A 25,236-nucleotide genomic window follows, 5' to 3' on the forward strand; every position below is an offset into this window, starting at 1 on the left:
AACGCGCCATCTGGTCCATGCGCCCCGCTGATGGCACGCGACCCGGAAACGATTCGATCCACTCAAGCGCCAACTATAAGTTACAACTTTAGCGGTTCGGAACCCGGAGCAGGACGAGCGCAGCGAAGCAATCCAGAGTCGTGGGCGGGATTCTGGATTGCGTCGCTGCGCTCGCAATGACGGAGCAAGTGGAAACGGCGGAGGACGTCAGCAGCCGCGCGGTCGTAGTCGTAGCCCGGATGAGCGAAGCGATATCCGGGGTCTCCTCCACAGCACGTGCGATCCCGGATGTCGCTTCGCTCATCCGGGCTACGCGGCTCGCGCCTACTCGCTCTTGTCGACGTTCCAGAACACCGGCACCGCCTGGCCTTCCAGCATGCCGGTGACCGATTTGCGCCAGGCGCTCGGCATGAACCACTGCCCGAGCGGCACGTAGATCACCTGGTCATAGACCTCCTGCTGGATCTCGGCGGCGATGCGCTTCTGGTCCTCTGGCTTGCCGGCCTTGGCGAAGGCGTCGCGCAGCTCCTCCATCTTCGGATCGTCAGGCCAGCCGAACGGGCTCTTCTGACCGCGCGCGCCGACGAAGGTGCTGCCGATCGGGTTGCCGGAATCGGCGATCACCGAATTGGTGAAGAACATGTTCCAGCCGCCCTCCTTCGGCGACTTCTGACTGGCGCGCCGCGTCACCACGGTCTGCCAGTCCGTCGTCTGCAGATCGACCTTGAAGCCCGCGGCGCGCAGCAGCTGCGCGGCGATCACCGGCTGCGCCTTCAAGGTGATCGCGTCGCCCGGCGCGAGGATCACGACAGGCGTGCCGTCATAGCCGGCTTCGGCCAGCAGCTTCTTGGCCTGCTCCATGCCGTTGCCCTTGACCAGCGTCTCCGAGCCGAGCTCGGTTTCGAGCGGCGTGCCGCAACCGAACACGGCGCCGCAGACCTTGTAGTATTTGGAATTGCCGACCAGCGCGTCGAGCACGTCCTTCTGGTTCAGGGCGAGGAACGCCGCGCGGCGGATCTTCACATTGTCGAACGGCGGAAACAGGAAGTTCATCCGGCCGAGCGTCTGGTAGCCGAACTTGTTCAGCACGTTCATCGTCAGGTCGGGACTGGCTGACAGCACCGGCTCGAGGTCGAGCGGCGGAAACTCCATGAAGTCGATGTCGCCCGACTGCAGCGCGTTCACCGCGGTCTGGGCGTCCGGCATCGAGATCCACTCGACGCGATCGACCTTGACGACCTTGCCGCCGGCGGTCCAGCTCGGCGGCTCCTTGCGCGGCACGTAGCCGGTGTTCTTCTCATAGACCGCCTTCACGCCCGGCTGGAACTCAGCCTTGACGAACTTGAACGGGCCCGAGCCGATCTGCTCTGATATCTGCTGGTTCGGCGGCGTCTCGGCGAGACGCTTGGGCATCATGAACGGCACGTAGGACGACGGCTTGCCGATCGACTCCAGCACCAGCCCATAGGACTCCTTCAGCTTCAGCGTGATTGTCTTGGCGTCGGTCGCTTCGAGCGAGGCCGTCGCATCCATCAGCTTCTGGCCCATGCTGTCGTTGCGGCTCCAGCGCTGCAGCGAGGCCACGCAGTCCTCGGCGGTGACATCAGTGCCGTCATGCCATTTCAAGCCGTCGCGCAAGGTGAAGGTGTAGGTCAGCTTGTCGTCGGAGACCTTCCACTCCGCCATCTGCGGCTGGACCTGAAAATTGGCGTCGGTCCCGAGCAAGGTGTCGTACACCATGTAGCCATGGTCGCGCGTGATATAGGCCGGCGTGAACACGGGATCGATCACGCGCAGATCCGAATGCATCACCGCCGTGATCGTCTTCTTCGCGGCGGCCAGGGCCGGCGACATCACGGCCGCCGACGACAGAGCCATGACCGAGGCGACGAACCATGAAACGAGCGCGGATGACGACCGGCGCGAAGTGTGTGACATGCGATCTCTCTTGACGTGAGCTTCCATCTGGAGGGCCCTGACACCGATCAAGGCCGGGCGAGGCGTCCTGCGTCGCATCTGCAAACGCTGAGCAGACAAGTCTCGACAGCGAGACTTGCAGCAGTTCCACCGCAGGTCAATCGCCATGGTCGCGTGGTCACAGCATCACGAGGCGCACGGTACGCAGAAGCGGCGATCGCGTCCCGCCATCTGGAACTCAGCTGCTTCTGATCTGTTATGCGCAGCAGCAAGGAGCCCGATGATGCCCAGTGAAGTCACCAAACCGCATGACAGCCGACGCCCGGCCGCACCGATCCGCACCGGCACGACCCGGCCTCAGGACCAGATCAACCCGCCCTTGATGGTCGAGGGTCTGGAAGCGGTGCGCGATCCGCACTGCTGAAGGGCCGCCCAAGCGGGCGACTGCAAGACCAAAAAAAGAAACGCGGCGAAGTTTCCACTTCGCCGCGTCTTGGCTTGCGTCACGAGCGCGGCGCGCCGCCTACTCGCTCTTGTCGATGTTCCAGAAGACCGGCGTCGCCGGGCCGTCCAGGACCCCGGTCAGCGATTTGCGCCAGCCGCTCGGAAGCAGGTACTGCCCGAGCGGCACGTAGATCACCTTCTCGTAGTTCTGCTTCTGGATCTCGGTCGCGATCTTCTTCTGCTCGTCGAGCGAGGACGACCGCGCATAGGTGTCGCGCAGCTTCTCGATCTCGGCATCCTCGGCCCAGCCGAACCAGCCGCCCTTGGTGCCGCGGCCGCCGATCGAGACGTTGACCACGGGATTGGCGACGTCGGCGCCGACCCAGTTGGTGAAGAACATGTTCCAGCCGCCTTCCTTGACAGGCTTCTGGCTGGCGCGCCGCGTCACCACGGTCTGCCAGTCGGTGGCCTGCAGGTCGACCTTGAAGCCGGCCGAGCGCAACAGCTGCGCGGCGACGACCGGCTGCGCCTTCAGCGTGCTAACATCGCCGGGCGCCATGATCGCGATCGGCGTGCCGTCATAGCCGGATTCCGCCAGCGCCTTCTTGGCCTCGGCCATGCCGTTGCCCTTGATCAGCGTCTCCGCGCCGACATCGGTTTCCAGCGGCGTGCCGCACACGAACACCGCGCCGCAGACCTTCTGATACTTCTCGTTGCCGACCAACGCGTCGAGCACGTCCTTCTGGTTCAGCGCCAGGAAGGCGGCGCGGCGCACCTTCACGTTGTCGAACGGCGGATTGAGGAAGTTCATGCGGCCGAGCGTCTGGTAGCCGAACTTGTTGAGGACGTCGATCTTGAGATCGGAGTTCGTCTCCAGCACGGACATCATGTCGTAGGGAAGGTTCTCCATGAAGTCGATGTCGCCCGACTGCAGCGCATTCACCGCGGTCTGCGCATCCGGCATCGTGATCCACTCGACGCGGTCGACCTTCACCACCTTGCCGCCGGAGGTCCAGCTCGCGGGCTCCTTGCGCGGCACGTAGTCGGTGTTCTTCTCGTAGACCGCCTTCACGCCCGGCTGGAATTCCGCCTTGACGAATTTGAACGGACCCGAGCCGATCTGTTCCGGAATCTGCTGGCCCTGCGGCGTCTCGGCGAGCCGCTTCGGCATCATGAACGGCACCAGCGAGGACGGCTTGCCGATCGACTCCAGGACGAGACCGTAGGGCTCCTTCAACTTGAGCACGATGGTCTTGGCGTCGGCCGCGTCCAGGCTCGCCGTGAAGTCCATCAGCTTCTGGCCCATGCCGTCATTGCGGCCCCAGCGCTTCAGCGAGGCGACGCAATCCTCCGCCGTCACATCAGTGCCGTCATGCCATTTCAAGCCGTCGCGCAGGGTGAACGTGTAGGTCAGCTTGTCGTCCGACACCTTCCAGTCGGCCATCTGCGGCTGGACCTTGAAGCTCGAATCGGTCGCCAGCAGCGTGTCGTAGACCATGTAGCCGTGGTCACGGGTGATGTAAGCCGTGGTGAAGCCGGGGTCGATGACGCGCAGATCCGAATGCATCACCGCCGTGATCGTCTTCTTGCCAGCAGCGATGGCCTGCGTGGTCAAAGCCGTCGAAAGCGAAAGCATGGAAACGGCCAGGCTCGTGGCGAGCGTCAGGCGTTTCCAGCGCGGGATGTGGAACATTACGAGGTCTCCTGGAGGAATGGTTTGACCTGAAACTGATCAGATCCAGATCATTCGTTGTGCGTGCAGGTCAATCCTTGTGCGAACTAACACGCTGTAAGTCGTGAGATTTCGACAGTTGCAGAGGTCGCGTTTCGCGTCAATCCGCATTCAGCGCATGCCACGGGCCGCTCAGAATGCCGTTAACGCCCGCATAGCTTTGGCTTTACAAGGCCCCCGCGACTCCGTTTCGTGTCTCGCTCGTGTCGCGAGATCACGACAAAGCCAAGAAGAGAGCACAGCATGAACCCAGCCGATCTGCCCTTTGATACTGAAGCCATGCTGCAGGGCCTGCGCGGCTGGGTCGAATGCGAAAGCCCGACCTGGGACGCTGCTGCCGTCGCGCGCATGCTGGACCTCGCCGCCCGCGACATGGCGGTCATGGGTGCGACGATCGAGCGCATCTCCGGACGGCAGGGCTTCGCCGGTTGCGTGCGCGCCCGCTTCCCGCACCCGAGACAGGGTGAGCCCGGCATCCTGATCGCCGGACACATGGATACCGTTCACCCCGTGGGGACGCTCGCCAAGCTGCCGTGGCGACGCGACGGCAACAAATGCTTCGGGCCCGGAATCTGCGACATGAAAGGCGGCAACTATCTCACGCTGGAGGCGATCCGGCAGCTGATGAAGGCCGCCGTGACGACGCCGCTGCCGCTCACCGTGCTGTTCACGCCGGACGAGGAGGTCGGCACGCCCTCGACCCGCGACATCATCGAAGCCGAGGCGCAGCGCAACACATACGTGCTGGTGCCCGAGCCGGGCCGCGCCGACAACGGCGTGGTGACCGGCCGCTATGCAATCGCACGCTTCAATCTCGAAGCCACCGGGCGCCCCAGCCATGCCGGCGCGCGGCTCGGCGCCGGCCGTTCCGCGATCCGGGAAATGGCACGGCAGATCCTCGCCATCGACGCCATGACGACGGAGGATTGCACCTTCTCGGTCGGCATCGTGCATGGCGGCCAGTGGGTCAACTGCGTCGCCACCACCGCCACCGGTGAAGCGCTCAGCATGGCCAAGCGGCAGGCCGATCTCGACCGCGGCGTCGAGCGCATGCTGGCGCTGTCAGGCACCACCGACGACGTGACGTTCAAGGTGACGCGCGGCGTGACGCGGCCGGTCTGGGAGCCGGATGCCCGGACGATGGCGCTGTATGACAAGGCGCGCGGCATCGCCGAACAGCTCGGCCTGTCGCTGCCCCACGGCTCGGCCGGCGGCGGCTCGGACGGCAACTTCACCGGCGCGCTCGGCATTCCCACCCTCGACGGCCTCGGCGTGCGCGGCGCCGACATGCACACGCTGAACGAATATATCGAGGTCGACAGCCTCGCCGAGCGCGGCCGCCTGATGGCCGGCCTGCTCGCGAGCCTCGCGTGAGCAAGCGGCTCGCCCCGCTGCCGTAGGGTGGGCAAGCAGCCGCCGCAGGCGGCAGCGTGCCCACCGTCGATCCGCGTATTCAGCGGCGAGACGGTGGGCACGGCGCAACCGCGAACCCGCAAGCGGCGACAGCATCTTCGCGCCTTTGCCCACCCTACGGATCATCACGTCGCCTGCTGCGCAGCAGCACGGTTTCATTTTCCGGGACCAATATCGGGCAAGTGGACATTCGCCCCATGGCGCGCGCATGATGGCATGCGGCTTGCAAAGTTTCTCCGCAAAGTTCGTTGCAAAGTTGCCGCGAGATTGTTCGCAAATGCGATGGATCGAAGCGATGGCAACGTCCGCGTCATCAGCGTGCAAACGAACACCGGAGATCTTGAAAGCAATGGATATCGGTGACATGCAAACTCAGTCGCGACACCGTGCGCGTCGTCCCAGCACCATGAAGGCGGTTCTCTCCCGATGATCGGTTATCTGCTTCGCCGCATTCTCGCGGCCATCCCCGTGATGGGCGTGGTGGCGCTGTTCGTCTTCCTGCTGCTGCGGCTGACGCCCGGCGATCCCGCCGCGATTCTCGCCGGCGACAATGCAACTCCCGAACAGCTCGAACGCATCCGCAGTTCGCTCGGGTTGAACGAGCCGCTCTACATTCAGTTCGTCACCTGGATCAATCAGCTCATTCACGGCGATCTCGGCGTTTCCTTGATCTCGAAGGTGCCGGTGCTGCAGATGATCGGCCAGCGCGTCGAGCCCTCGATCTCGGTCGCGATCTCGACCATCATCCTGTCGATCCTGGTCGCGGTCCCGCTCGGCGTCATCGCCGCATGGAAGCACGACACCTGGATCGATCGTTTCGTGATGGGCCTGTCGGTGCTCGGCTTCTCGGTGCCGGTGTTCGTGATCGGCTACATCCTGATCCAGATGTTCGCGATCAATCTGCGCTGGGTCCCCGTGCAAGGCTTCAAGAGCCTCTCGGGCGGCTTCGGCCCGTTCTTCGAACGCATCATCCTGCCGACCTGCACGCTGTCCTTCATCTATGTCGCGCTGATCGCGCGCATGACTCGCGCGGCCATGCTCGACGTGCTCGGCGAGGATTTCGTCCGAACGGCCCGCGCGAAGGGCGTCAGCGAGGTCGCGGTGCTGCTGCGTCATGCGCTGCGCAATGCCGCCGTTCCCGTCATCACCGTGATCGGCACCGGCTTTGCGCTCTTGATCTCGGGCGTCGTCGTCACCGAGAGCGTGTTCAACCTGCCCGGCATCGGGCGGCTCACGGTGGACGCGGTGCTGGCGCGCGACTATCCGGTGATCCAGGGCATGATCCTGCTGACCTCGTTCATCTACCTCGCGGTCAATCTGCTGATCGACCTCGCCTACACCCTGCTCGATCCACGCATCCGTTATTGAGGCCTGCTCCGATGGCGATCGTTACCACTCCTGAGCCGTCGATTCCGGTCACCACGCGACTGGGGCCTCGATTCGGCTTTCTCACCTCGACCCCGATCATCGCGGTCGCCACGATCTGCCTCGCGGTGATCGTGATCGTCTCGGTGCTGGCGCCGCTGCTCGCGCCGCATGATCCGCTGCTGCTCGCGCCTTCGCAGCGGCTGAAGCCGTCGAGCGCGCAGTTCATTCTCGGCACCGATGCCTATGGCCGCGACCTGTTGTCGCGCACGATCTATGGCGGCCGCATCTCGCTGCTCGTCGGCGTCGGCGCGGCCATCGTCTCGATCGCGATCGGGCTGTTCATCGGCCTCGTCTCGGGCTTCTTCAAATGGGTCGACGCCGTGATGATGCGCGTCATGGACGGCCTGATGGCGATCCCGAGCATTCTGCTCGCCATCGCGGTGGTGTCGCTGTCGGGCGCCAGCGTCGGCACGGTGATGATCGCGATCACGATTCCCGAAATCCCGCGCGTCGCACGCCTCGTCCGCTCGGTCGTGCTGACCGCGCGCGAGGAGCCCTATGTCGAGGCCGCGATCTCGGTCGGCTCGTCGCTGCCCAAGATCATGTGGCGGCATCTGATGCCGAACACGATCGCGCCGCTGATCGTGCAGGGCACCTATGTCTGTGCGTCCGCGATCCTCACCGAAGCGATCCTGTCGTTCCTCGGCGCCGGCATCAGCCCGGAAACGCCGACCTGGGGCAACATCATGGCCGAGGGCCGCTCCTACTTCCAGATCAAGCCGTCGCTGATCTTCTGGCCGGGCCTGCTGCTCTCGATCGCCATCCTCTCGATCAACCTGATCGGCGACGCCGCCCGCGACGCGCTCGACCCCCGCATGAAGCAGCGGGAGGGCAAATGACACGCCCTGCAATCGTAGCCCGGATGAGCTCCGGCGAAGCCCGAAGGGCTTCGACGAAAGCGATATCCGGGTTCACCGAGACACTGCGTGCGAACCCGGATGTCGCTTCGCTCATCCGGGCTACGCGCTCACACTTCCTCGCATTGACGACAGCGATAAAAGACAGATGACCGACACCATTCTCGACATCGACAATCTCGTCGTCGCCTTGGGCAAGACGAAGAATCCGAACGGGCCGCGCATCCTCGATGGCATCTCGATCCAGGTGGCCAAGGGCGAGACGCTGTGCGTCGTCGGCGAAAGCGGCTCCGGCAAATCGGTGACGTCGCTGACCACGATGGGCCTGCTGCCGAAGAACGCGCTCCACGCGGTCGGCGGCAGCGTCAAGCTGGTCGGCGAGGAACTGTTGACCGCCAGTGATCGCCGCCTGCGGGAATTGCGCGCCACGCGGATGGCGATGATCTTCCAGGAGCCGATGACCGCGCTCAATCCGGTGGTGCCGGTCGGACGCCAGATCGACGAGGTGCTGCGCGCTCACACCTCGCTCGACGGGCGGGCGCGGCGCAAGCGCATCCTCGACATGATGGAGCAGGTCCACCTGCCCGAGGTCGAGCGCATCTTCGCCTCCTACCCGCATCGGCTGTCCGGCGGCCAGCGCCAGCGCATCATGATCGCGATGGCGCTGGTGCTGGAGCCCAAGCTGCTGATTGCGGACGAGCCGACGACGGCGCTCGATGTCACCACGCAGAAGCAGATCCTGTCGCTGATCCGCGAATTGCAGCGCGACCACGGCACGGCGGTGCTGTTCATCACCCATGACATGGGCGTGGTCGCCGAGATCGCCGACCGCGTCGCGGTGATGCGCCAGGGACGCCTGGTCGAAACCGGGCCGCTCGACAAGATCCTGCGCGACCCCGAGATGGACTACACGCGCAACCTGCTGGCGGCGGTGCCGAGCCTGATCCCGCGTCCGCCCCGGCCCGAGACCAAGGAGCCGGTGGTGCTGGAGACCAACGAGCTCGGCAAGGTCTATCGCGAGCGCTCGTTCCTCGGCAAAGCGCGCGAGGTCGTCGCCGCCCAGAATGTCACGCTGACGCTGCGCAAAGGCCGCACGCTCGGCATCGTCGGCGAAAGCGGCTCGGGCAAATCCACCGTGGCACGCTGCATCGTGCGTCTGATCGACCCGACCTCGGGCGGCGTCCGCCTCGCCGGCCACGAGATCTCGATCCTGACCCGCCGCCTGCTGCAGCCGCACCGCAAGCGCATCCAGATCGTGTTCCAGGACCCCTACCGCTCGCTCAACCCGCGCCTGACGGTCGGCGAAAGCATCTCGGAGGGTCCGGTCAACTACGGCACGCCGCACGACAAGGCGATGGCGCGGGCACGCGAGCTGCTCGAGCTGGTCGGCCTGCCCGCGGACGCCATCTCGCGCTACCCGCACCAGTTCTCCGGCGGCCAGCGCCAGCGCATCGCCATCGCCCGCGCGCTCGCGCTCGATCCCGACGTGCTGGTGGCCGACGAAGCGGTGTCCGCGCTCGACGTGTCGGTGCAGGCGCAGGTGCTGGAGCTGCTCGACGAGATCCAGCGCCGGCTCGGCATCGCGATCCTGTTCATCACCCATGACCTGCGCGTCGCCGCCCAGATCTGCGACGACGTCGTGGTGATGCAGAAGGGCCGCATCGTCGAACAGGGGCCGGCCGGCGAGATCCTGACCCATCCGAAGGAAGCCTACACCAAGTCACTGCTCGAAGCCGCGCCCGGCCGGAACTGGGACTTTGCGAACTTCCGGCCGGTAGCTGAGGCAGTGGCGTAGCAACGGCCGCTCCCGTAGCCCGCATGAGCGACAGCCGGTGCGCGGAACGCGCGGCGGCGACAGCGACATGCGGGATCTCACGAACTGCGGCGATGAACCCGGATGTCGCTCCGCCTTCGCCCTTCGGGCTGCGGCGCCGCTCATCCGGGCTACGCGTTAGCGGCATGCAAAACGGCATCGCTCCATCGCTTGCGTGGGCCGCGAAGGCGGGTCTAACGTCACTGTACGTTCAACGGCCTGAGGCGAAGTAATGACGCGCGTCGCGATTGGCGGCTTCCTGCACGAGACCAACACCTTCGCACCGACAAAAGCGGACTACGACGCCTTCATGCATGGCGGCGGCCGTGCCTCGATCGCTGATGCAGCCAGCGTGCTCACGACCATGCGCGGCATCAATGCCGGCCAGGCCGGCTTCATCGCAGTCGCGGAGGCCAACGGCTGGGAAATCGTTCCAACCATCGCCTGCGCGGCGAGCCCGTCGGCGCACGTCACCAAGGATGCGTTCGAGCGCATCACGACCACGATGGTCGACCGGATCAAGGCGGCCGGTCCGCTCGACGGCGTCTATCTCGACCTGCACGGCGCGATGGTGGCCGAACATCTCGACGACGGCGAAGGCGAGATCCTCGCCCGCGTGCGCGAGGCGATCGGTCCGGACGTGCCGCTGGTCGCGAGCCTCGACCTGCACGCCAACGTCACGCCCGAGATGATCGCGCAGGCCGACGCGCTGATCGCCTATCGCAAATATCCGCACACCGACATGGCCGACACCGGCCGCGCGTCGGCCGAGCACCTCGCGCTGCTGCTGGGCGCGCAGGCCCCGCTTGCAAAAGCGTTCCGGCAGCTGCCGTTCCTGATCCCGATCAGCTGGCAATGCACCAACGACCAGCCGACCAAAGGCATCTACGAACAGCTCGCCGCGCTGCAGAGCGAGGCCGTGCCGACGCTGTCGTTCGCGCCGGGCTTTCCGGCGGCTGATTTCACGCATTGCGGCCCGAGCGTGTTCGCCTATGGCCGCACGCAGGCCGATGCGGACGCCGCGGCGGATGCGATCGCGGCGATCGTCATGGGCCATGAGGATGATTTCGATGGCCGCATCTACACGCCCGATGACGGCGTCCGCCATGCGATGACGCTGGCGAAGACGGCGAGCCGCCCGATCGTGATCGCCGACACCCAGGACAATCCCGGCGCCGGCGGCGATTCCGACACCATGGGCATGCTGCGCGCGCTGGTGCGCAACCGCGCCAGCCGCGCCGCGATCGGCATGATCTATGATCCGCAATCGGCGCTGGCGGCGCATGCGGCCGGCGAAGGCGCAACTGTCACCCTGTCGCTCGGCGGCAAGAGCGGCATATCAGGCGATGCGCCGTTCGAGGAGAGCTTCATCGTCGAGAAGCTCTCCGACGGCCGCTTCATTGCGCCCGGTCCGTTCTATGGTGGTCGCAAGATGGAGATGGGTCCCTCTGCGGCGTTGCGCATCGGCAATGTCCGGGTCGTGCTCTGCTCGCACAAGGCCCAGCTCGCCGACCAGGAAATGTATCGCTTCGTCGGCATCGAGCCGACCGAGCAGGCGATCCTCGTCAACAAGAGCTCGGTGCATTTCCGCGCCGATTTCGAGCCCATCGCTGAACAGCTCCTGATCTGCGCCGCGCCCGGCGCGATGCCCGCCGATCCCTCCACCCTGCTCTGGACACGCTTGCGTCCGGGCATCCGGCTGAAGCCGAACGGCCCGGCGTTCCCAGCTTAGACCCATCAACGACTTCCAACGGAAAGCCATCATGCCCACGATCGACCGCATCCAAGGTTACGCCGACGAACTCACCGCCATCCGGCGCGACCTGCACGCCCATCCGGAGATCGGCTTCGAGGAGACGCGCACCTCCGGCATCGTCGCCGAGAAGCTGTCGCAATGGGGCATCGAGGTGCATCGCGGCCTCGGCGGCACCGGCGTGATCGGCGTGCTCAAGGGCAGGAACGACGGCGGCAAGAAGATCGGCCTGCGCGCGGACATGGATGCGCTGCCGATGGAGGAGAACACCAACCTGCCCTGGCGTTCGACCATCCCCGGCAAGTTCCATGGCTGCGGCCATGATGGCCACACCACGATGCTGCTCGGCACCGCGCGCTATCTCGCCGAGACCCGCAACTTCGACGGCACCGTGCATTTCATCTTCCAGCCGGCGGAAGAAGGCCTCGGCGGCGCGCGGGCGATGATCAAGGACGGGCTGTTCCAGAAATTTCCCTGCGACGAGCTCTACGGCCTGCACAATGCGCCCGACCTGGAGCATGGCGAGATCGCGATTCTGCCGGGACCAGCGATGGCCGGCGCCGACTTCTTCGATATCCGCATCTCCGGCTATGGCGCCCATGGCGCGATGCCCGAGCGCTCCAAGGATGCGGTGGTGATCGCGACCAGCGTGGCGCAGGCGATCCAGACCATCGTCAGCCGCAATGTCGAGCCGCTGCAGGCGGCCGTGGTCTCGATCACCCAGATCCATGCCGGCTCGGCCTACAACGTCATTCCCGGCGACGCCTGGCTGTGCGGCACCGTGCGTGCCTTCTCCGACTCCGTGCGCGCGCTGGTGCGCGAGCGCATGCGCGCGATCTGCGCCGGCATGGCGGCTGCGTTCAATTGCGAGATCGATGTCGACATCCGCGACACGTTCAGCGTGCTGGTGAACCAGGAGGAGCAGTCCAAGGTGGTCGAGCAGGTCGCGCGCACCGTGGTCGAGCCGTCGAAGGTGCTGACGCGCGCGACGCCGAAGATGGGCAGCGAGGATTTCGCCGACATGCTGCAGACGATTCCGGGCGCCTATTTCTGGGTCGGTCATGACGGCTCGGTGCCGGTGCACAATCCCGGCTACGTGCTCGACGACAAGATCCTGCCGATCGGCGCCAGCATGTTCGCGCGCATCATCGAGACGCGCCTGCCGGCGGGCTGATGCCGTCTGACATACGTCAATGAGCGGGCGGCCATCTCATACGAAGTTCGGCGTGGGAGTACCAGCATGCACAAGCCCGTCTCGGATGACGTCACCTCGCTGCACGATCTCTCCGCCGTCGATCTGATCGCCGGCTATCGCGCGCGCCAGTTCTCGCCGTCCGAGGTGATGGACGATGTGCTGGCGCATGTCGCGGCCTGGGAGCCTGCTATCAAGGCGCTGTATCTGCTCGACCCCGACGCCGCGCGAACCGCGGCCAAGGCGTCGACCGAGCGCTGGGCCAATGACGAGCCGGCGGGCGTGCTGGACGGCGTGCCGGCGACGGTGAAGGACAACATCGCCACCAAGGGCCAGCCGATGCCGCTGGGCGCGGCCAGCGTCACGCGCACGCCGTTGGCAGCCGACGCGCCGCCGGTGGCGCGCCTGCGCGAGGCCGGTGCGATCATCTTCGCCAAGACCACGATGCCCGACTACGGCATGCTGTCGTCGGGCCTGTCGAGCTACCATCCGCTGACGCGCAATCCGTGGGATCTCCGCATGAACCCCGGCGGCTCCAGCGCCGGCGCGGGCGCTGCCGCGGCTGCGGGCTATGGCCCGCTGCATGTCGGCACTGACATCGGCGGCTCGATCCGGCTGCCGGCGTCGTGGTGCGGCCTCGTCGGCCTCAAGCCGAGCTTCGGCCGCGTGCCGATCGATCCGCCCTATGTCGGCCGCGTCGCCGGTCCCATGACGCGGATCGTCGACGACGCCGCGCTGATGATGAGCGTGCTGTCGAAGCCGGACAGGCGCGACGGCACCAGCCTGCCGCCGTCCGACCTGCACTGGAAGGTCGCGGAGAAGCCTACCCGCAAGCTGCGCATCGGCCTGATGCTCGACCTCGGCGGCGTCGGCCAGGCGCTGGAGGCGCCGGTGCGCGCAACAACGCTCGCGGCCGCCAAAGCGTTCGAGGACGCAGGCGCCGTCGTCAGTGAGGTGAGAGGTTTTCTGACCCGCGAGATGCTCGACGGCCTCGACAATTTCTGGCGCGCGCGGCTGTGGGACGATCTGGCGCGGCTCGCGCCCGAGGTGCGCGCCAAGACCCTGCCCTACATTTTGCAATGGGCGGAGCGCGGCGCCGCGCTGTCGGGCGTCGAGGTCGTCCGGGGCTTCAACGTCACCATGACCCTGCGCGCGTCGGCCGCAAAGCTGTTCTGCGACTACGACTACATCATCTCGCCGGTCTCGCCGGGCGTGAAGTTTCCGGCCGAGTTCGCCTCGCCCGTCAACGATCCCCAAGCGCCGTTCGAGCACATCACCTACACCGTGCCGTGGAACATGTCGGAGAACCCGGCGATCTCGGTCAATGCCGGCTTTGACGACGACGGCTTCCCGATCGGCCTGCAGATCATCGGCCGCCGCTTCGACGATGTCGGTGTGCTGGGGATGGCGAAGACGTTCGAGAGCCTGCGCGGCGAACAGCGGCCGTGGCCGAAGGCGCCAACCGCGTAGCCCGGATGAGCGCAGCGACATCCGGATTCACCGACACACCGCGTGAGACCCGCATGTCGCCGCGCTCATCCGGGCTACGAACATCTCCACGAGTCATTGCGAGCGAAGCGAAGCAATCCAGAGTCCCGCCCACGACTCTGGATTGCTTCGCTTGCGCTCGCAATGACGGGGAGAGAGTGTGGGCCACATCGCTACTGGATCGCTTGCTGAGAGAACAATGCTGCGCGCGGCGCTTTTGCCCGCCCCGCGGAATGTCATGCGCACTTTGACGCGGCCCAGCGCTGAACTATTGTAGTCCGATCGTCGATCTCAATTTCGCCGTCACTCCGGGGCGTGCGAAGCACGAGCCCGGAGTCCATACTCACGATCGTGGTTATGGATTCCGGGCTCACGCCTGCGGGCGTGCCCCGGAATGACAGCGGAGTTTGTGGCACGCACAACCAACAACAACGACCGCATCAGGAAACCCCATGGCCTACCAGACCATCCTTTACGATGTCGCCGACAAGATCCTCACCATCACGCTGAACCGGCCGGAGAAGCTCAACGCCTTCACCCCGACCATGCAGCGCGAGCTGATCGATGCCTTCGATCGCGCCGACAAGGACGATGGTGTCAGGGCCATCATCGTCACCGGCGCGGGCCGCGCGTTCTGCGCCGGCGCTGATCTTTCTTCCGGCGCCGACACCTTTGACCGCGACGCGAGGCGCGGGCCGGTGAAGCGTCATGCCGACGGCCGTGTCGACTACTCCGATCCGCAGGTGCGCGATGGCGGCGGCCAGGTGACGTTGCGCATCTTCAAGTCGCTGAAGCCGGTCATCGCCGCGGTGAACGGCCCGGCGGTCGGCATCGGCGTCACCATGCAGCTTGCGATGGACATCCGCATTGCCTCGGAGGCAGCGCGGTTCGGCTTCGTGTTCTCGCAGCGCGGCATCGTGCCGGAGGCGGCCTCGAGCTGGTTCCTGCCGCGTCTCGTCGGCATCTCGCAGGCATTGGAATGGTGCTACACCGGCCGGGTGTTCCCGGCGCAGGAGGCGCTCGCCGGCCGCCTCGTCAGCCGCCTGGTGCCGCCAGATGATCTCCTGCCGACCGCACGCGCTCTGGCGCGCGAGATCGCAGAGAAGACCGCGCCGGTGTCGATCGCGCTGATCCGCCAGATGATGTGGCGCATGATGGGCGCGGACGATCCGATGGAGGCGCACAAGATCGACAGCCGCGGCATCTACGCGCGCGGGCGTTCCGACGACGTCAAGGAAGGCGTGGTGTCGTTCCTGGAGAAGCGCCCGGCGCAGTTCAAGAATACGGTCACGGCCGACATGCCGGATTATTTTCCGTGGTGGGATGAGCGGGATTACAGATAGTCTCTCCCCGTCATTGCGAGGAGCACTTGCGACGAAGCAATCCAGAGTCTTTTCGCAGCCCTGGATTGCTTCGCTTCGCTCGCAATGACGGCGGCGCGCCTAGCCTTCGTAGCCCGGATGAGCGCCCGCCGGAGCCCGAAGGGCGCAGACGGAAGCGATATCCGGGATCTAACATGCGGCGTCGGAGACCCCCGCATGTCGCACCGCTCATGCGGGCTACCAGCCTCGCCATCGTCCCGACCTCCGCGCCGGAACTCATAGCTACCGAACGCTGTTTGACGAAGGTTGATGCCCAGGCTGCCTCAAAGACAAATCACGCGGTATGGGTCCCGGCGCGGAGGCCGGGACGACAGCGAGGGTGGAGCGACGCCTTGCGCGCGATGAGCAGCCCATCACATCGCCTGCGATCGCTCACGCCGCCTTGATGCCGCGAATGAAGGCGTCGACATGGCGGCGCATGCTCTCGGACTGGCGCAGCAGCTCGGCCGACGCCCCGAGCACCTGGCTGGCGGTGACGCCGGATTCGTTTGCGGCGGCCGTGACCTGCTGGATGTTCTGCGAGATCTCGTCCGTCCCCTTGGCCGCGTGCTGAACGTTGCGCGCCATCTCGCGCGTGGCCGCGCCCTGCTCCTCCACCGCATTCGCGATCGACGACGCGATCTCGTTCAGCTCGCCGATGGTCGTGGTGATGCCGCGGATGGCGCGGACGGCCTCGGTCGACACCTCCTGCATTCCGGAGATCTGCGCGCGGATCTCGCCGGTCGCCTTGGCCGTCTGCTCGGCCAGCAGCTTCACCTCGCCGGCGACGACGGCAAAGCCGCGGCCGGCATCGCCCGCCCGCGCGGCCTCGATCGTCGCGTTGAGCGCGAGAAGGTTGGTCTGGCCGGCAATGTCGCTGATCAGCCGCACGACGTCGCCGATCCGCTCGGCCATGCTGGAAAGGCCCTGCACGGTCTCGTTGGTCCGCTGTCCCTCCGCGACCGCCTTCTGCGCAATGTCGGCCGACTGCGTCACCTGGCCGCCGATCCCGGCGACCGAGCTCGACAGCTGGTCCGTCGCCGCCGCCATCGTCTGCATGTTGCTCGATGCGGCCTCGGTCGCCTGCGCGACGCTGCTCGCTTCGCCGCAGGTCCGGCTCGCGGTCCGGTTCATCACCGCAGCCGTCGATTCGAGTTGCGTCGAGGCCGCGATCACGCTGTCGATCACGGCCGCGATGTCGCCGCTGAAACGGTCGGTCAGCTCGCCGACCCGCTTCGCCTTCTCGGCGCGCTGGCTCATCGCGTCCGCGTCCCTGGCGGCGAGCTCGGCGCCATGGATCATGTTCTCCTTGAAGACCTGCACCGCCCTTGCCATCAGGCCGACTTCGTCCCGCCGGTCGACGGCGTCGATCGCCGTGCCTACATCGCCCTTTGCCAGCCGCGTCATCGTATCGGCCAGCACGTTGATCGGCCGGGTGATGCTGCGCGCCAGCGCGACGACGATCGCGAGGCTCAGCACCAAGGCCAGCAGCAGCATCACGCCGACGGCGGCGAGGCTGGCCGTGGCCGCGGCCTGCTTGCCAGCCATCAGCGCCGACAGCTCGGCGGCCAGCGCGTCTTCGACCTGCTTCAGCAGGTCGATCCGCAGCGTGGCCGCATCGAACCAGGCTTTGCTCGTGAGCCCCTTGAAATCACCGCTGACGCCACCCTGCTCCACCACCTTGCGCATGGCAACGACGCCGTCGATCGCCGGTCCGGTCATCGCCGCATCGAATGCCGCGCGCGCTCTCGCCGAGGCGGTGGCGCGAAATGCCCCGAAATAGCTGTCCTGTGCCGCAGCCAGCCCCATCGCGCGCGCGTAGGCGGCCTGCTCGAAGCGGCCGGCGGCGAGGCCTCCCGCCACGACCGCGCGCTCCAGGCCGGCGCGCTCCTTGCCTTCGGTCAGATTGCCATAGGCGATGATCGCCTTGGAGATCTCGTCGTCGTCGCTCAGCACCGATATGCCGCTGATCAGGCTGGTCAGCCGGCCGACGATCTCGGTGAGCGAGCCAACCGCCACCGCCGGCGTGACGGCCTGCGCATCGATGTCGCCGCGGCGGCGGTCGAGCTGCGCCAACGCCTGCTCGCTCGCCTGCGCCGCCTCGGCCAGCGCGCCGCTCCGGCGCAGCCCGTCCAATGCGGCGACCGCATGCGCGCGCTCGCCATCGGTCAGCTGGCGCTGCTGATCCAGTTCGGCCCGCATCTGCGTGCCCTTGCTGCTGAGGAAGGCCGACGACATGCCGCGCTCGCGCTGCAGCTCATGAACGAAACGGCTGAGCCTGCCGACGGCATCCGCCGCCGGCTGCATCTGCATCATCTCGACGCGCACCGCCCATTTCGTGGAGATCTCGTAAGCCGCCAACGCAGCCAATGTGAGGATGGGCAGCAATGCAGAAAGGGCTATGCGGTGAAGTATCTTCGACGTCTTCAACATGATCGGCCTCGACCTGTCCGATCATTCTATGAATCCAGTGGTAAAAAAATACAGAGTCCCATCCGCCACATTTTTGGGCAGACGCCTGCCAACTAATCCATCATCAGCGCGACGCGACCGATCGCCTTGCGCTCGATCAATAGCCGCATCGCGCGCGCGTAGTCCGCGAACGGGACGCGATGCGATACGTTGGGCCGCAGTCTGCCTTGCTCGGCGAACGCGAGCAGCGCGGCCATGCGCCGCTTGCCCGATTCAGGATCCTTGCGCGCGGCCTCGCCGGCGCGGACGCCGAGCACACTCGCGCCCTTCATCAGGATCAGATTGGTACGCGCCAGGCCAATGCCGCCGGTGAAGCCGATCACGAGCAGCCGCGCGCCCCAGGCGATGCAGCGCACGCTGTTCTCGAACACCTCGCCGCCGACCGGATCGAACACGACGTCGACACCGCGGCCGTCCGTGATGCGCTTCACCGCATCACGAAACGGCTCGCGCGAATACAGCACGAGATGATCGGCGCCACGCGATTGTGCCACCGCTAGCTTCTCCTCCGACGAGGCCGCTGCGATCACGGTCGCGCCCAGGAGCTTGCCGAGCTCGACGGCGGCAAGGCCGACGCCACCACCGGCGCCATGCACCAGCAGCGTCTCGCCGGCCTCGAGCTGGCCGCGATCGACCAGCGCGTGATAGGCGGTGCCGTGGCCGGCGAGATAGGTCGCGCCTTCCGCGTAATCGAAAGTCGACGGCAGCGGCGTAAGCTGGCTGGTCGCAACCACCGCCTCCTCGGCATAGGCGCCGAAGCGCATGCGGACGATCACCTTGTCACCGATGGCTTGCCCCGTCACAGCGGCGCCGGTCTCGATCACGTCGCCGGCCGCTTCCACCCCCGGCGTGAACGGCAGCTCCGGCTTGAGCTGATATTCGCCGGCCGCCATCAGTATGTCCGGAAAGTTGATGCCGGCGGCGCGGATCTTCAGCCGCACCTCGCCGTCACCGAGTGAGCGCGGCGGTAGGGCCTCCAGCCGCAGCGTCTCCGGCGGGCCGAGCGCGCGACAGACGATCGCGCGTGGCATCAGACGCGCCCCTTCGTCCGCGCCAGCGCCTCGCGGATCAGTGGCAGGCGATCATTGCCGAAATACATGTCGGTCGCATCGAGGAAGATCGTCGGCGAACCGAAGCCGCCGCGCTTGACGACCTCCTCGGTGTTGATGCGCAGCTGATCCTTGATGCCCTGCTGCGCGATGCCCTCGAAGAACGCCTGCGGATCGATGCCGACTCTGCGGCAGACTTCGGTCAACACGTCGTCCTTGGAGATGTCCTGGTCCTCGCCCCAATAGATCTCGAACACGGCGCGCGCGAACGGCACCATGTCCTGCCCCAGCCAGATGCAGCCGCGCATCGCCTTGACGCTGTTCACCGGAAATACCGTGGGCGGCATCTTGATCTTGAGCCCGGCCGAGCGCGCCCAGTCGCCGAGGTCTTTCAGCGTGTAGGCCGCCTTGGCCGGCACCGGCGTCTCACGCTGCGCGTAGACGCTGGGATTGACGGTGTTGAAGATGCCGCCGACCAGGATTGGCCGCCAGACGATGTCGGCGCCGAACTCGCGTGCGAGCGGCTGGATGTTGTGGAAGGCGAGATAGGTCCAGGGGCTGGAGCAGTCGAAGAAGAATTCGATCATCGGGTGTCCTCAATATCTCTATGAGATCGTCGAGAGCGTAGCGGAGTCATTCAGCTTGTACGTTGTGGCCCCTGGATTGCTTCGCTGCGCTCGCAATGACGGCGGAAAGAGTTGGCGCGCACCACTCTCTCCGCCGTCATTGCGAGGAGCGGAGCGAGGAAGCAATCCAGGGGCTGCGACAACGGTCTAGATGGTTTTTCGGCGACGCCCCTCGCACAGCCGTAGAGCTCGCTCACGATCTCCCCCTCATCTCCTTCGCCCGCGCGCCGAACATCACGTGGCGCGTCTCGTCGTTGAACGGCTCCTTGACGAATTTGCCGATCGCGAGTCCCGCCTGCAGCTTGGGCCGCGCGCGCAGCACCGCGTACCAGCGCTTGATGTTTGGATAGTCGTCGAGCGTGAAGCCCTGCGCCTTGTGGGTCATCATCCAGGGGAAGCAGGCGATGTCGGCGATCGTGTAGTCGTCTCCCGCAACATAGGCGCCGGTCTTGCCGAGCTGCACGTCGAGCACGTGGAACAGCCGTGCGACCTCGTCGCGGTAGCGCTGGATCGCATACGGAATCTTCTCGGCAGCATAGAGCGCGAAATGACCGTGCTGGCCCATCATCGGCCCGAGCCCCGCCATCTGCCACATCACCCATTGGATGACGCGCGAGCGCGCGCGCAGCTCCGATGGCAGGAAGCGGCCGGTCTTATCGGCGAGATAGATCAGGATGGCGCCGGTCTCGAACACCGGGAACGGCGCACCGCCATCGGCCGGCGCGTGATCGACGATCGCCGGAATCCGGTTGTTGGGGCTGATCGCCAGGAACTCCGGCTTGAACTGGTCACCGGCGCGAATGTCGACGGGAATGACGGTATAGGGCAGCCCGAGTTCCTCGAGCATGATCGAGACCTTCCAGCCGTTCGGCGTCGGCGCGTAATGGAGATCGATCATGCCTTTTCTTGATCCCTTGCCCGATTCCTGCCGGACCATTATGCCGCGCTGCGGAACATCCGAGGCGGTCTCGTTCTTCTGTACCTGAAGGGTAAGCCATGGCAGACAGGCGCTCAAGCCTGACCGCCCCTACGCCGGAGAGTTCGACCATGCTGTTTCCATCGACCATCGCAGGCTCGCTGCCGAAGCCGGAATGGCTGGCCGAGCCGAACGTGCTGTGGGCCCCGTGGAAGTCGAAGGGCGAGGAGCTTGCGCGCGCCAAGCGCGACGCGACGATCCTGGCGCTGAAGCTGCAGGAGGATTCCGGCATCGACATCCTCACCGAGGGCGAGCAGTCGCGGCAGCATTTCGTGCACGGCTTCCTCGAGCGTGTCGAAGGCATCGACTTCGCGCACAAGGTCGAGATGGGAATCCGCAAGGATCGCTACAAGGCGATGGTGCCGCAGGTCGTGGCCCCGCTGTCGCTGAAGGGCCGCGTGCATGGCGACGAGGCGCGGATCGCGCGCACGCACACCACGCGGGCCGTGAAGTTCACCCTGCCCGGCCCGATGACGATCATCGACACCATCGCCGACAACTACTATGGCGACCGCGTCAAGATGGCGTTCGCGTTTGCCGAGCTGCTGAACCAGGAAGCCAAGGCGCTGCACGACGACGGCATCGACATGATCCAGTTCGACGAGCCGGCCTTCAACGTCTACATGGACGAGGTGCGCGACTGGGGCATCAAGGCACTGGAGCGCGCCGCCGAGGGGCTGACCTGCCCGACCGCGGTCCACATCTGCTACGGCTACGGTATCAAGGCCAACACCGACTGGAAGGAGACGCTGGGCGGCGAGTGGCGGCAGTATGAGGAGACCTTCCCGGTCATCGACGCCAGCACGATCCAGCAGGTCGCGGTCGAGTGCCGCAATTCGAAGGTGCCGATCGAGCTGCTCGGCCTGCTCAAGAACAAGATCGTGCAGGCCGGTGTTATCGATGTCGCCAGCGACGAGATCGAGACCGCTGAGGACGTCTGCAAGACCATCGAGGACGTCATGAAGGTGGTGCCGAAAGAGAACATCATCGCCACGACCAATTGCGGCATGGCACCGATGCGGCGCGAGGTCGCCGAGGCCAAGCTGATGGCGCTCGGCACCGGCGCGAAGCTGGCGCGGCAGCGGTTCGCCTGAATCAGGTGCGGGTTCAGACCCGCGGCGAGGGCGTCGACGGCTCGCCGCGCCCGTCTCGAAGCAATGACGCCTGCCGAGATCGACAGGGGCCTGCGCGCATCGTGCGCGGGGCCATGACACCATCCTCAATGGCGATCGCGCCGGGAGGCGACGCACAAGTGATTCCAGAGTGACGGAAACAGCGCATCCGCGGTGAGCACCCTCACCATGCGATTCGTTGCGACAGCACGTCCGCGCCTTTGCCGCCGCTGCACGACGCCGCCAACATCGCCTCAGTCTTTCATATGCACTCTTCTGTTGTTTTGCGGCAGACCGCGACCATCATCAATCACGGACGGCCGATGGAAACATCGCCTTTTGGTAGCAACTTACCGGATACACAACATTCCACAAGGCAGGGCCGCGCAAGGCAAGGCTACGCAAGGAAGGCAACCAGCCCGCGCGGATTGGAGGGATGATCTGCAGAGGCAGACGATTGCGCCCGGAATCCAGCACGACGTCGTCGCCCGCCTGCAGCGCACGCAGCGTCGCGCGTGGCGTGAGCAGCGGCACATCAAGGTGAGCCGCGAACAGCGGCACGTCGATGGACTTGGCTGATCTCATCGATGTCGGTTGCCCGATCAGCGCGGGCAACCATCGAGCAGCATGCGACTGACGTCGAAGGTCGGCGCCTCACGGCTCGCAAAAGTCGAGGTAGCCCAGCAGGACGCTGTTGCTCAGCGGCCTCGCGTCGCGGCGAAACACGCCGAAGCCATCGGAGGATCCGCCGGGGTTGGTGTTGCCCTCGATCGTGACGATGTTGTCGCCGCTCACCTCGATCACCAGGCCGGCGTGCCCCTTGCCGCCGCCGAGATCGAGCGCGAAGATCATGCCGGGCTTGACCGTCTGCGCGCTGACCTCGGACTTGTGCACGATCTGCGCATCGGTGCGGCGCGCCAGGGTCCACAGGGCGATGACGCCGGCGGTCTTCGGCAGCGGGTTTTCGATGCCCTTGATCTTCGCCGCCTGGTTGAACACCCAATAGAGGAAGCAGACGCACCACGGGAAGCTGTCGGTGGTCGGATCGAGCCCGGCGGTGCGGATGTAGACGTCGACCTCCGGCCCGCGGTTCGAGCCCCGCGGCTGCTCGACGACACCGATCTGGGAGGCCGCGATATCGATCACGAGCTGACGGATCGACGCGTTGCGATCGAAGTCGGCCGAGTTGAAGACCGCGCCCGGACCGAACAGCGCCGCCCATGTGGCGGCATCGACCTCGCCCGTGATCTGCAGCGGCTGGCCGTTGGGTGTCGAGTTGCGGGCCTGGAAGTGGAAGACGGCATTCTGGGTGCCCTCGCCGAAATCGCCGTCGACCACCAGAGGGCCGAAGCGAAGCTCGTTGAGCCTGTTCTGCACGGCCTTGACGCTGGCTGATCCGAACTGGCCACGATGCAATGGCTGGCCCGGAAACGACGGGGCTGCGGGAAAGTCGAGCTCAGCCGGAGCAGCATCGGCGGCCGGCGCCATCGCGGGAGCCACAGCGTCTGCGACGGCCTGGGGCTGCGCCGCCTGACCGAGCAGGAAGCCGCCGAAGTCGGGAAGCTCGAGATTGAGCTGATCCGGATCGACATCGTCATCGAAGTTGCAGAAATGCCTGACCGGCATGCCCTGGAGAATATTCCAGCGCCGCGAGGCATTGAACTGGGCCGTGCCGCGAAATCCGGTCGACTGCGACAGCCAGGTCAGCTGCACCAGGCCGGCGTCGAGCAGCGTCCTGCAGACCGCGCCAGAGCTGTAGACTCCGATGCGGTAGGGACGGCCGGCCCGCTCAAAGGCCGCGGCGATGGCTTCGAAATGCGGCCGGATGGCGATGCTGACATCGGCTTCGGTCGCATCGAAATCGGCCGAGAAGTAGATCGCCGAGCCCGCCGGCTGGCCGATGACGTGCTGCGCGTAGTCGAGCGCGTCTTCCGCTTCCTGCTTGCCTTTGATGGCGCTGAAATCGGCGCGCAGGCGATGGCGGATTTGATAGACGGGCCAGATCCGGATCCCCGCCGCGGACAGCGCTCGCGCCTCATCCGGCTTGAGGATCTTGGGGTTGGAGCGGTTGCGAGTGTAGTAGCGTCCGATTGCGGTGATGCCCTGCGCCCTCATGCAAGGGACCATGCGGGTCGAGGTCTGGTTGGTGTCGAGCGCAACAAAGGCCATCTGATGCTCTCCCGGTTCATCGGCGCGTTTCCCGTGACATCGCTGGGCTGGCGATGGATGGCGCGCCGCGCCACGCTATCGCAACCGTGGCGGGAGCAGTGTGAAGCCGTTCACAGACTCGATCGGCGATGACGAACGCTCGGAAGATCGATCAGTCAGCTGATCTGGCCGCTCGGCCGCGGTCGATCGTGCAGGACCGGACGATAGCCGGCGCGCAGCGCCCGGACCGTCGACGGTGGTGTCAGCAGCAGCGCGGCACCGAGGTCGTCGCGCGCCGCGCCATAGCCGGCGAACGACCACTGCAGCGCCCTGCCCTGCAGGATCACGTAGCTCTCGCCGCCCGCCTGCACCATCGCACCGTCAGGCAGCTCATGCAGGTGCGAAGGCAACGGATGCAGCCGCTTGCGGCCGTGGTCCAGCCGCTCGCGATGCAGCACCTTGTCGATCTCTGCGGCGCGAACACCGCTGACACCATTGCCCTCTTCCCACGCATCGCGGAAGCGTGTGGCATCGTCGCGGCGGCAATAGAAGCAGGGCCGATGGCCGGCAGCAAAGGCGGTGGCCTCGTCGAGGAAGAACAGCTCGGTCCAGCTGCGCTGCGCCATCACCTCGCGGCGTTTGCCGCGGAAGTCGCACAGGCAGACCAGCCAGGCGGGGCTCGACCAGCGCTTCCGCAGCAGCGTCTTCGTCGCCGGATCATGGATGATGCCGCGATTGCCGGTGAACAGGCCGCGATGCAGCGTGGCGACGATGTCGCCTGATGGCGTGACGCGGTTCTGCAGCGGCATGGCGAGCCTTCGGCTGGCGAACAGCGAATGGGGAGTAGCGAATAGCGAACGGCTCGCCCACCCGGATTCCCTATTCGCTACTCCCTACTCGCCACTCGCCCGGCTCACGCCGCGCCATCGCGCAGCGGCGGCGCGAACGACAGCGCGGTGTCCCAGGGGAAGAAGATCCAGGTGTCCTGCGACACCTCGGTGATGAAGGTGTCGACCAGCGGCCGGCCCTTCGGCTTGGCGTAGACGGTGGCGAAATGGGCGTCGGGCAGCATCTCGCGCACCAGCTGCGCGGTCTTGCCGGTGTCGACGAGATCGTCGACGATCAGGAGCCCCTTGCCGGTGCCGCTACCGAGCTTGAGCGTGTCCTCGGAGATCGCCTTCAGGACGTTCAATTCGCCCTGCCGGGTGTGATCGTAGCTCGCGACACCCACGGTATCGATCACGCGCACGCCGAGCTCGCGCGCCACGATCGCGGCCGGCACTAGCCCGCCGCGAGTGATGGCGATGATGGCCGCAAACGGGCCAGCCTCGTTGAGCCGCCAGGTCAGCGCCCGGCAGTCGCGGTGAAACTGGTCCCAGGACACCGGAAAGGCCCGGCCTGCCCGCTCCTCTGCGCTCAACGTCTTGTCCGCCATTGCTCTCGTCCGTGGCTCTT

At 66.0% G+C, this 25,236-nt stretch carries 20 protein-coding genes; 10 read left to right on the forward strand and 10 right to left on the reverse strand.

What is annotated here, in order from left to right; genetic code table 11:
- Nucleotides 1-324: 324 nt before the first annotated feature.
- The gene (locus tag S58_RS22960; protein ID WP_015667760.1) at nt 325-1,938 is read right to left on the reverse strand and encodes an ABC transporter substrate-binding protein; all 1,614 of its coding nucleotides are present in this window, start codon (nt 1,936-1,938) and stop codon (nt 325-327) included.
- A gap of 262 nt (nt 1,939-2,200) precedes the next feature.
- On the opposite strand from S58_RS22960, the gene S58_RS38195 reads away from it, so the two are divergent.
- Complete coding sequence (locus tag S58_RS38195) at nt 2,201-2,341, forward strand: hypothetical protein (protein ID WP_160167609.1); 141 nt, start codon at nt 2,201-2,203, stop codon at nt 2,339-2,341.
- Between the two features lie 99 nt (nt 2,342-2,440).
- Here S58_RS38195 and S58_RS22965 read toward each other — a convergent pair whose 3' ends face one another.
- Nucleotides 2,441-4,054 (reverse strand): ABC transporter substrate-binding protein, encoded by a 1,614-nt coding sequence (locus S58_RS22965; RefSeq protein WP_015667761.1) that lies wholly within the window; start codon nt 4,052-4,054, stop codon nt 2,441-2,443.
- Between the two features lie 282 nt (nt 4,055-4,336).
- Between S58_RS22965 and S58_RS22970 the strand changes: the two genes are divergently transcribed.
- The 8 genes from S58_RS22970 (at nt 4,337) to S58_RS23005 (ending at nt 15,380) form a co-directional block, all read left to right on the forward strand.
- A complete protein-coding gene (locus S58_RS22970; protein ID WP_015667762.1) occupies nt 4,337-5,467 on the forward strand; it encodes a M20/M25/M40 family metallo-hydrolase in 1,131 nt (376 codons plus the stop codon).
- A 465-nt stretch (nt 5,468-5,932) separates the two neighbouring features.
- The gene (locus S58_RS22975; protein ID WP_015667763.1) at nt 5,933-6,874 is read left to right on the forward strand and encodes an ABC transporter permease; all 942 of its coding nucleotides are present in this window, start codon (nt 5,933-5,935) and stop codon (nt 6,872-6,874) included.
- An 11-nt stretch (nt 6,875-6,885) separates the two neighbouring features.
- Nucleotides 6,886-7,773, forward strand: coding sequence for an ABC transporter permease (locus S58_RS22980; protein WP_015667764.1), 888 nt, complete (start codon nt 6,886-6,888; stop codon nt 7,771-7,773).
- Nucleotides 7,774-7,939: 166 nt separating this feature from the next.
- Nucleotides 7,940-9,586 carry an ABC transporter ATP-binding protein gene (locus tag S58_RS22985; protein WP_015667765.1) on the forward strand — a complete coding sequence of 549 codons (1,647 nt, stop codon included), beginning with the start codon at nt 7,940-7,942 and terminating at the stop codon, nt 9,584-9,586.
- Nucleotides 9,587-9,836: 250 nt separating this feature from the next.
- The gene (locus S58_RS22990; RefSeq protein WP_015667766.1) at nt 9,837-11,336 is read left to right on the forward strand and encodes a M81 family metallopeptidase; all 1,500 of its coding nucleotides are present in this window, start codon (nt 9,837-9,839) and stop codon (nt 11,334-11,336) included.
- A gap of 31 nt (nt 11,337-11,367) precedes the next feature.
- Nucleotides 11,368-12,531, forward strand: a complete 1,164-nt coding sequence (locus tag S58_RS22995) for a M20 aminoacylase family protein (RefSeq protein WP_015667767.1) — start codon at nt 11,368-11,370, stop codon at nt 12,529-12,531.
- 66 nt (nt 12,532-12,597) lie between these two features.
- The gene (locus tag S58_RS23000) at nt 12,598-14,019 is read left to right on the forward strand and encodes an amidase (RefSeq protein ID WP_015667768.1); all 1,422 of its coding nucleotides are present in this window, start codon (nt 12,598-12,600) and stop codon (nt 14,017-14,019) included.
- 470 nt (nt 14,020-14,489) lie between these two features.
- Nucleotides 14,490-15,380: a crotonase/enoyl-CoA hydratase family protein gene (locus tag S58_RS23005; protein ID WP_015667769.1), complete on the forward strand. Its 891-nt coding sequence runs from the start codon at nt 14,490-14,492 to the stop codon at nt 15,378-15,380.
- Nucleotides 15,381-15,791: 411 nt separating this feature from the next.
- Here the strand turns inward: S58_RS23005 and S58_RS23010 are convergent, their stop codons facing one another.
- The 4 genes from S58_RS23010 to S58_RS23025 form a co-directional block, all read right to left on the reverse strand.
- Nucleotides 15,792-17,831 (reverse strand): methyl-accepting chemotaxis protein, encoded by a 2,040-nt coding sequence (locus tag S58_RS23010; RefSeq protein WP_042340160.1) that lies wholly within the window; start codon nt 17,829-17,831, stop codon nt 15,792-15,794.
- A gap of 92 nt (nt 17,832-17,923) precedes the next feature.
- Nucleotides 17,924-18,901 carry an NADPH:quinone oxidoreductase family protein gene (locus S58_RS23015; protein WP_015667771.1) on the reverse strand — a complete coding sequence of 326 codons (978 nt, stop codon included), beginning with the start codon at nt 18,899-18,901 and terminating at the stop codon, nt 17,924-17,926.
- Nucleotides 18,901-19,506 carry a 2-hydroxychromene-2-carboxylate isomerase gene (locus tag S58_RS23020; RefSeq protein ID WP_015667772.1) on the reverse strand — a complete coding sequence of 202 codons (606 nt, stop codon included), beginning with the start codon at nt 19,504-19,506 and terminating at the stop codon, nt 18,901-18,903. Before S58_RS23020 ends, S58_RS23015 begins: the two co-directional genes overlap by 1 nt.
- Before the next feature lie 232 nt (nt 19,507-19,738).
- Entirely contained in the window at nt 19,739-20,443 is a 705-nt protein-coding gene (locus tag S58_RS23025) for a glutathione binding-like protein (RefSeq protein WP_015667773.1), read from the reverse strand.
- Nucleotides 20,444-20,592: 149 nt separating this feature from the next.
- Here S58_RS23025 and S58_RS23030 point away from each other — a divergent pair, with 149 nt between their 5' ends.
- Nucleotides 20,593-21,615 (forward strand): methionine synthase, encoded by a 1,023-nt coding sequence (locus tag S58_RS23030; protein ID WP_015667774.1) that lies wholly within the window; start codon nt 20,593-20,595, stop codon nt 21,613-21,615.
- A gap of 324 nt (nt 21,616-21,939) precedes the next feature.
- On the opposite strand, the gene S58_RS23035 is transcribed toward S58_RS23030, so the two are convergent.
- The 4 genes from S58_RS23035 to gpt all read right to left on the reverse strand — a co-directional run bounded on the left by S58_RS23035 (nt 21,940) and on the right by gpt (nt 25,216).
- Complete coding sequence (locus S58_RS23035; RefSeq protein ID WP_015667775.1) at nt 21,940-22,218, reverse strand: hypothetical protein; 279 nt, start codon at nt 22,216-22,218, stop codon at nt 21,940-21,942.
- A gap of 69 nt (nt 22,219-22,287) precedes the next feature.
- Nucleotides 22,288-23,802 (reverse strand): glycoside hydrolase domain-containing protein, encoded by a 1,515-nt coding sequence (locus S58_RS36795; protein ID WP_015667776.1) that lies wholly within the window; start codon nt 23,800-23,802, stop codon nt 22,288-22,290.
- A 155-nt stretch (nt 23,803-23,957) separates the two neighbouring features.
- Nucleotides 23,958-24,590 carry a hypothetical protein gene (locus S58_RS23050; RefSeq protein ID WP_015667777.1) on the reverse strand — a complete coding sequence of 211 codons (633 nt, stop codon included), beginning with the start codon at nt 24,588-24,590 and terminating at the stop codon, nt 23,958-23,960.
- Nucleotides 24,591-24,694: 104 nt separating this feature from the next.
- Nucleotides 24,695-25,216 carry a xanthine phosphoribosyltransferase gene (gene gpt / locus S58_RS23055; protein WP_015667778.1) on the reverse strand — a complete coding sequence of 174 codons (522 nt, stop codon included), beginning with the start codon at nt 25,214-25,216 and terminating at the stop codon, nt 24,695-24,697.
- Between the last annotated feature and the right edge of the window lie 20 nt (nt 25,217-25,236).

Origin of the sequence: Bradyrhizobium oligotrophicum S58 (assembly GCF_000344805.1) — a bacterium.
Taxonomy (GTDB): Bacteria; Pseudomonadota; Alphaproteobacteria; order Rhizobiales; family Xanthobacteraceae; genus Bradyrhizobium; species Bradyrhizobium oligotrophicum.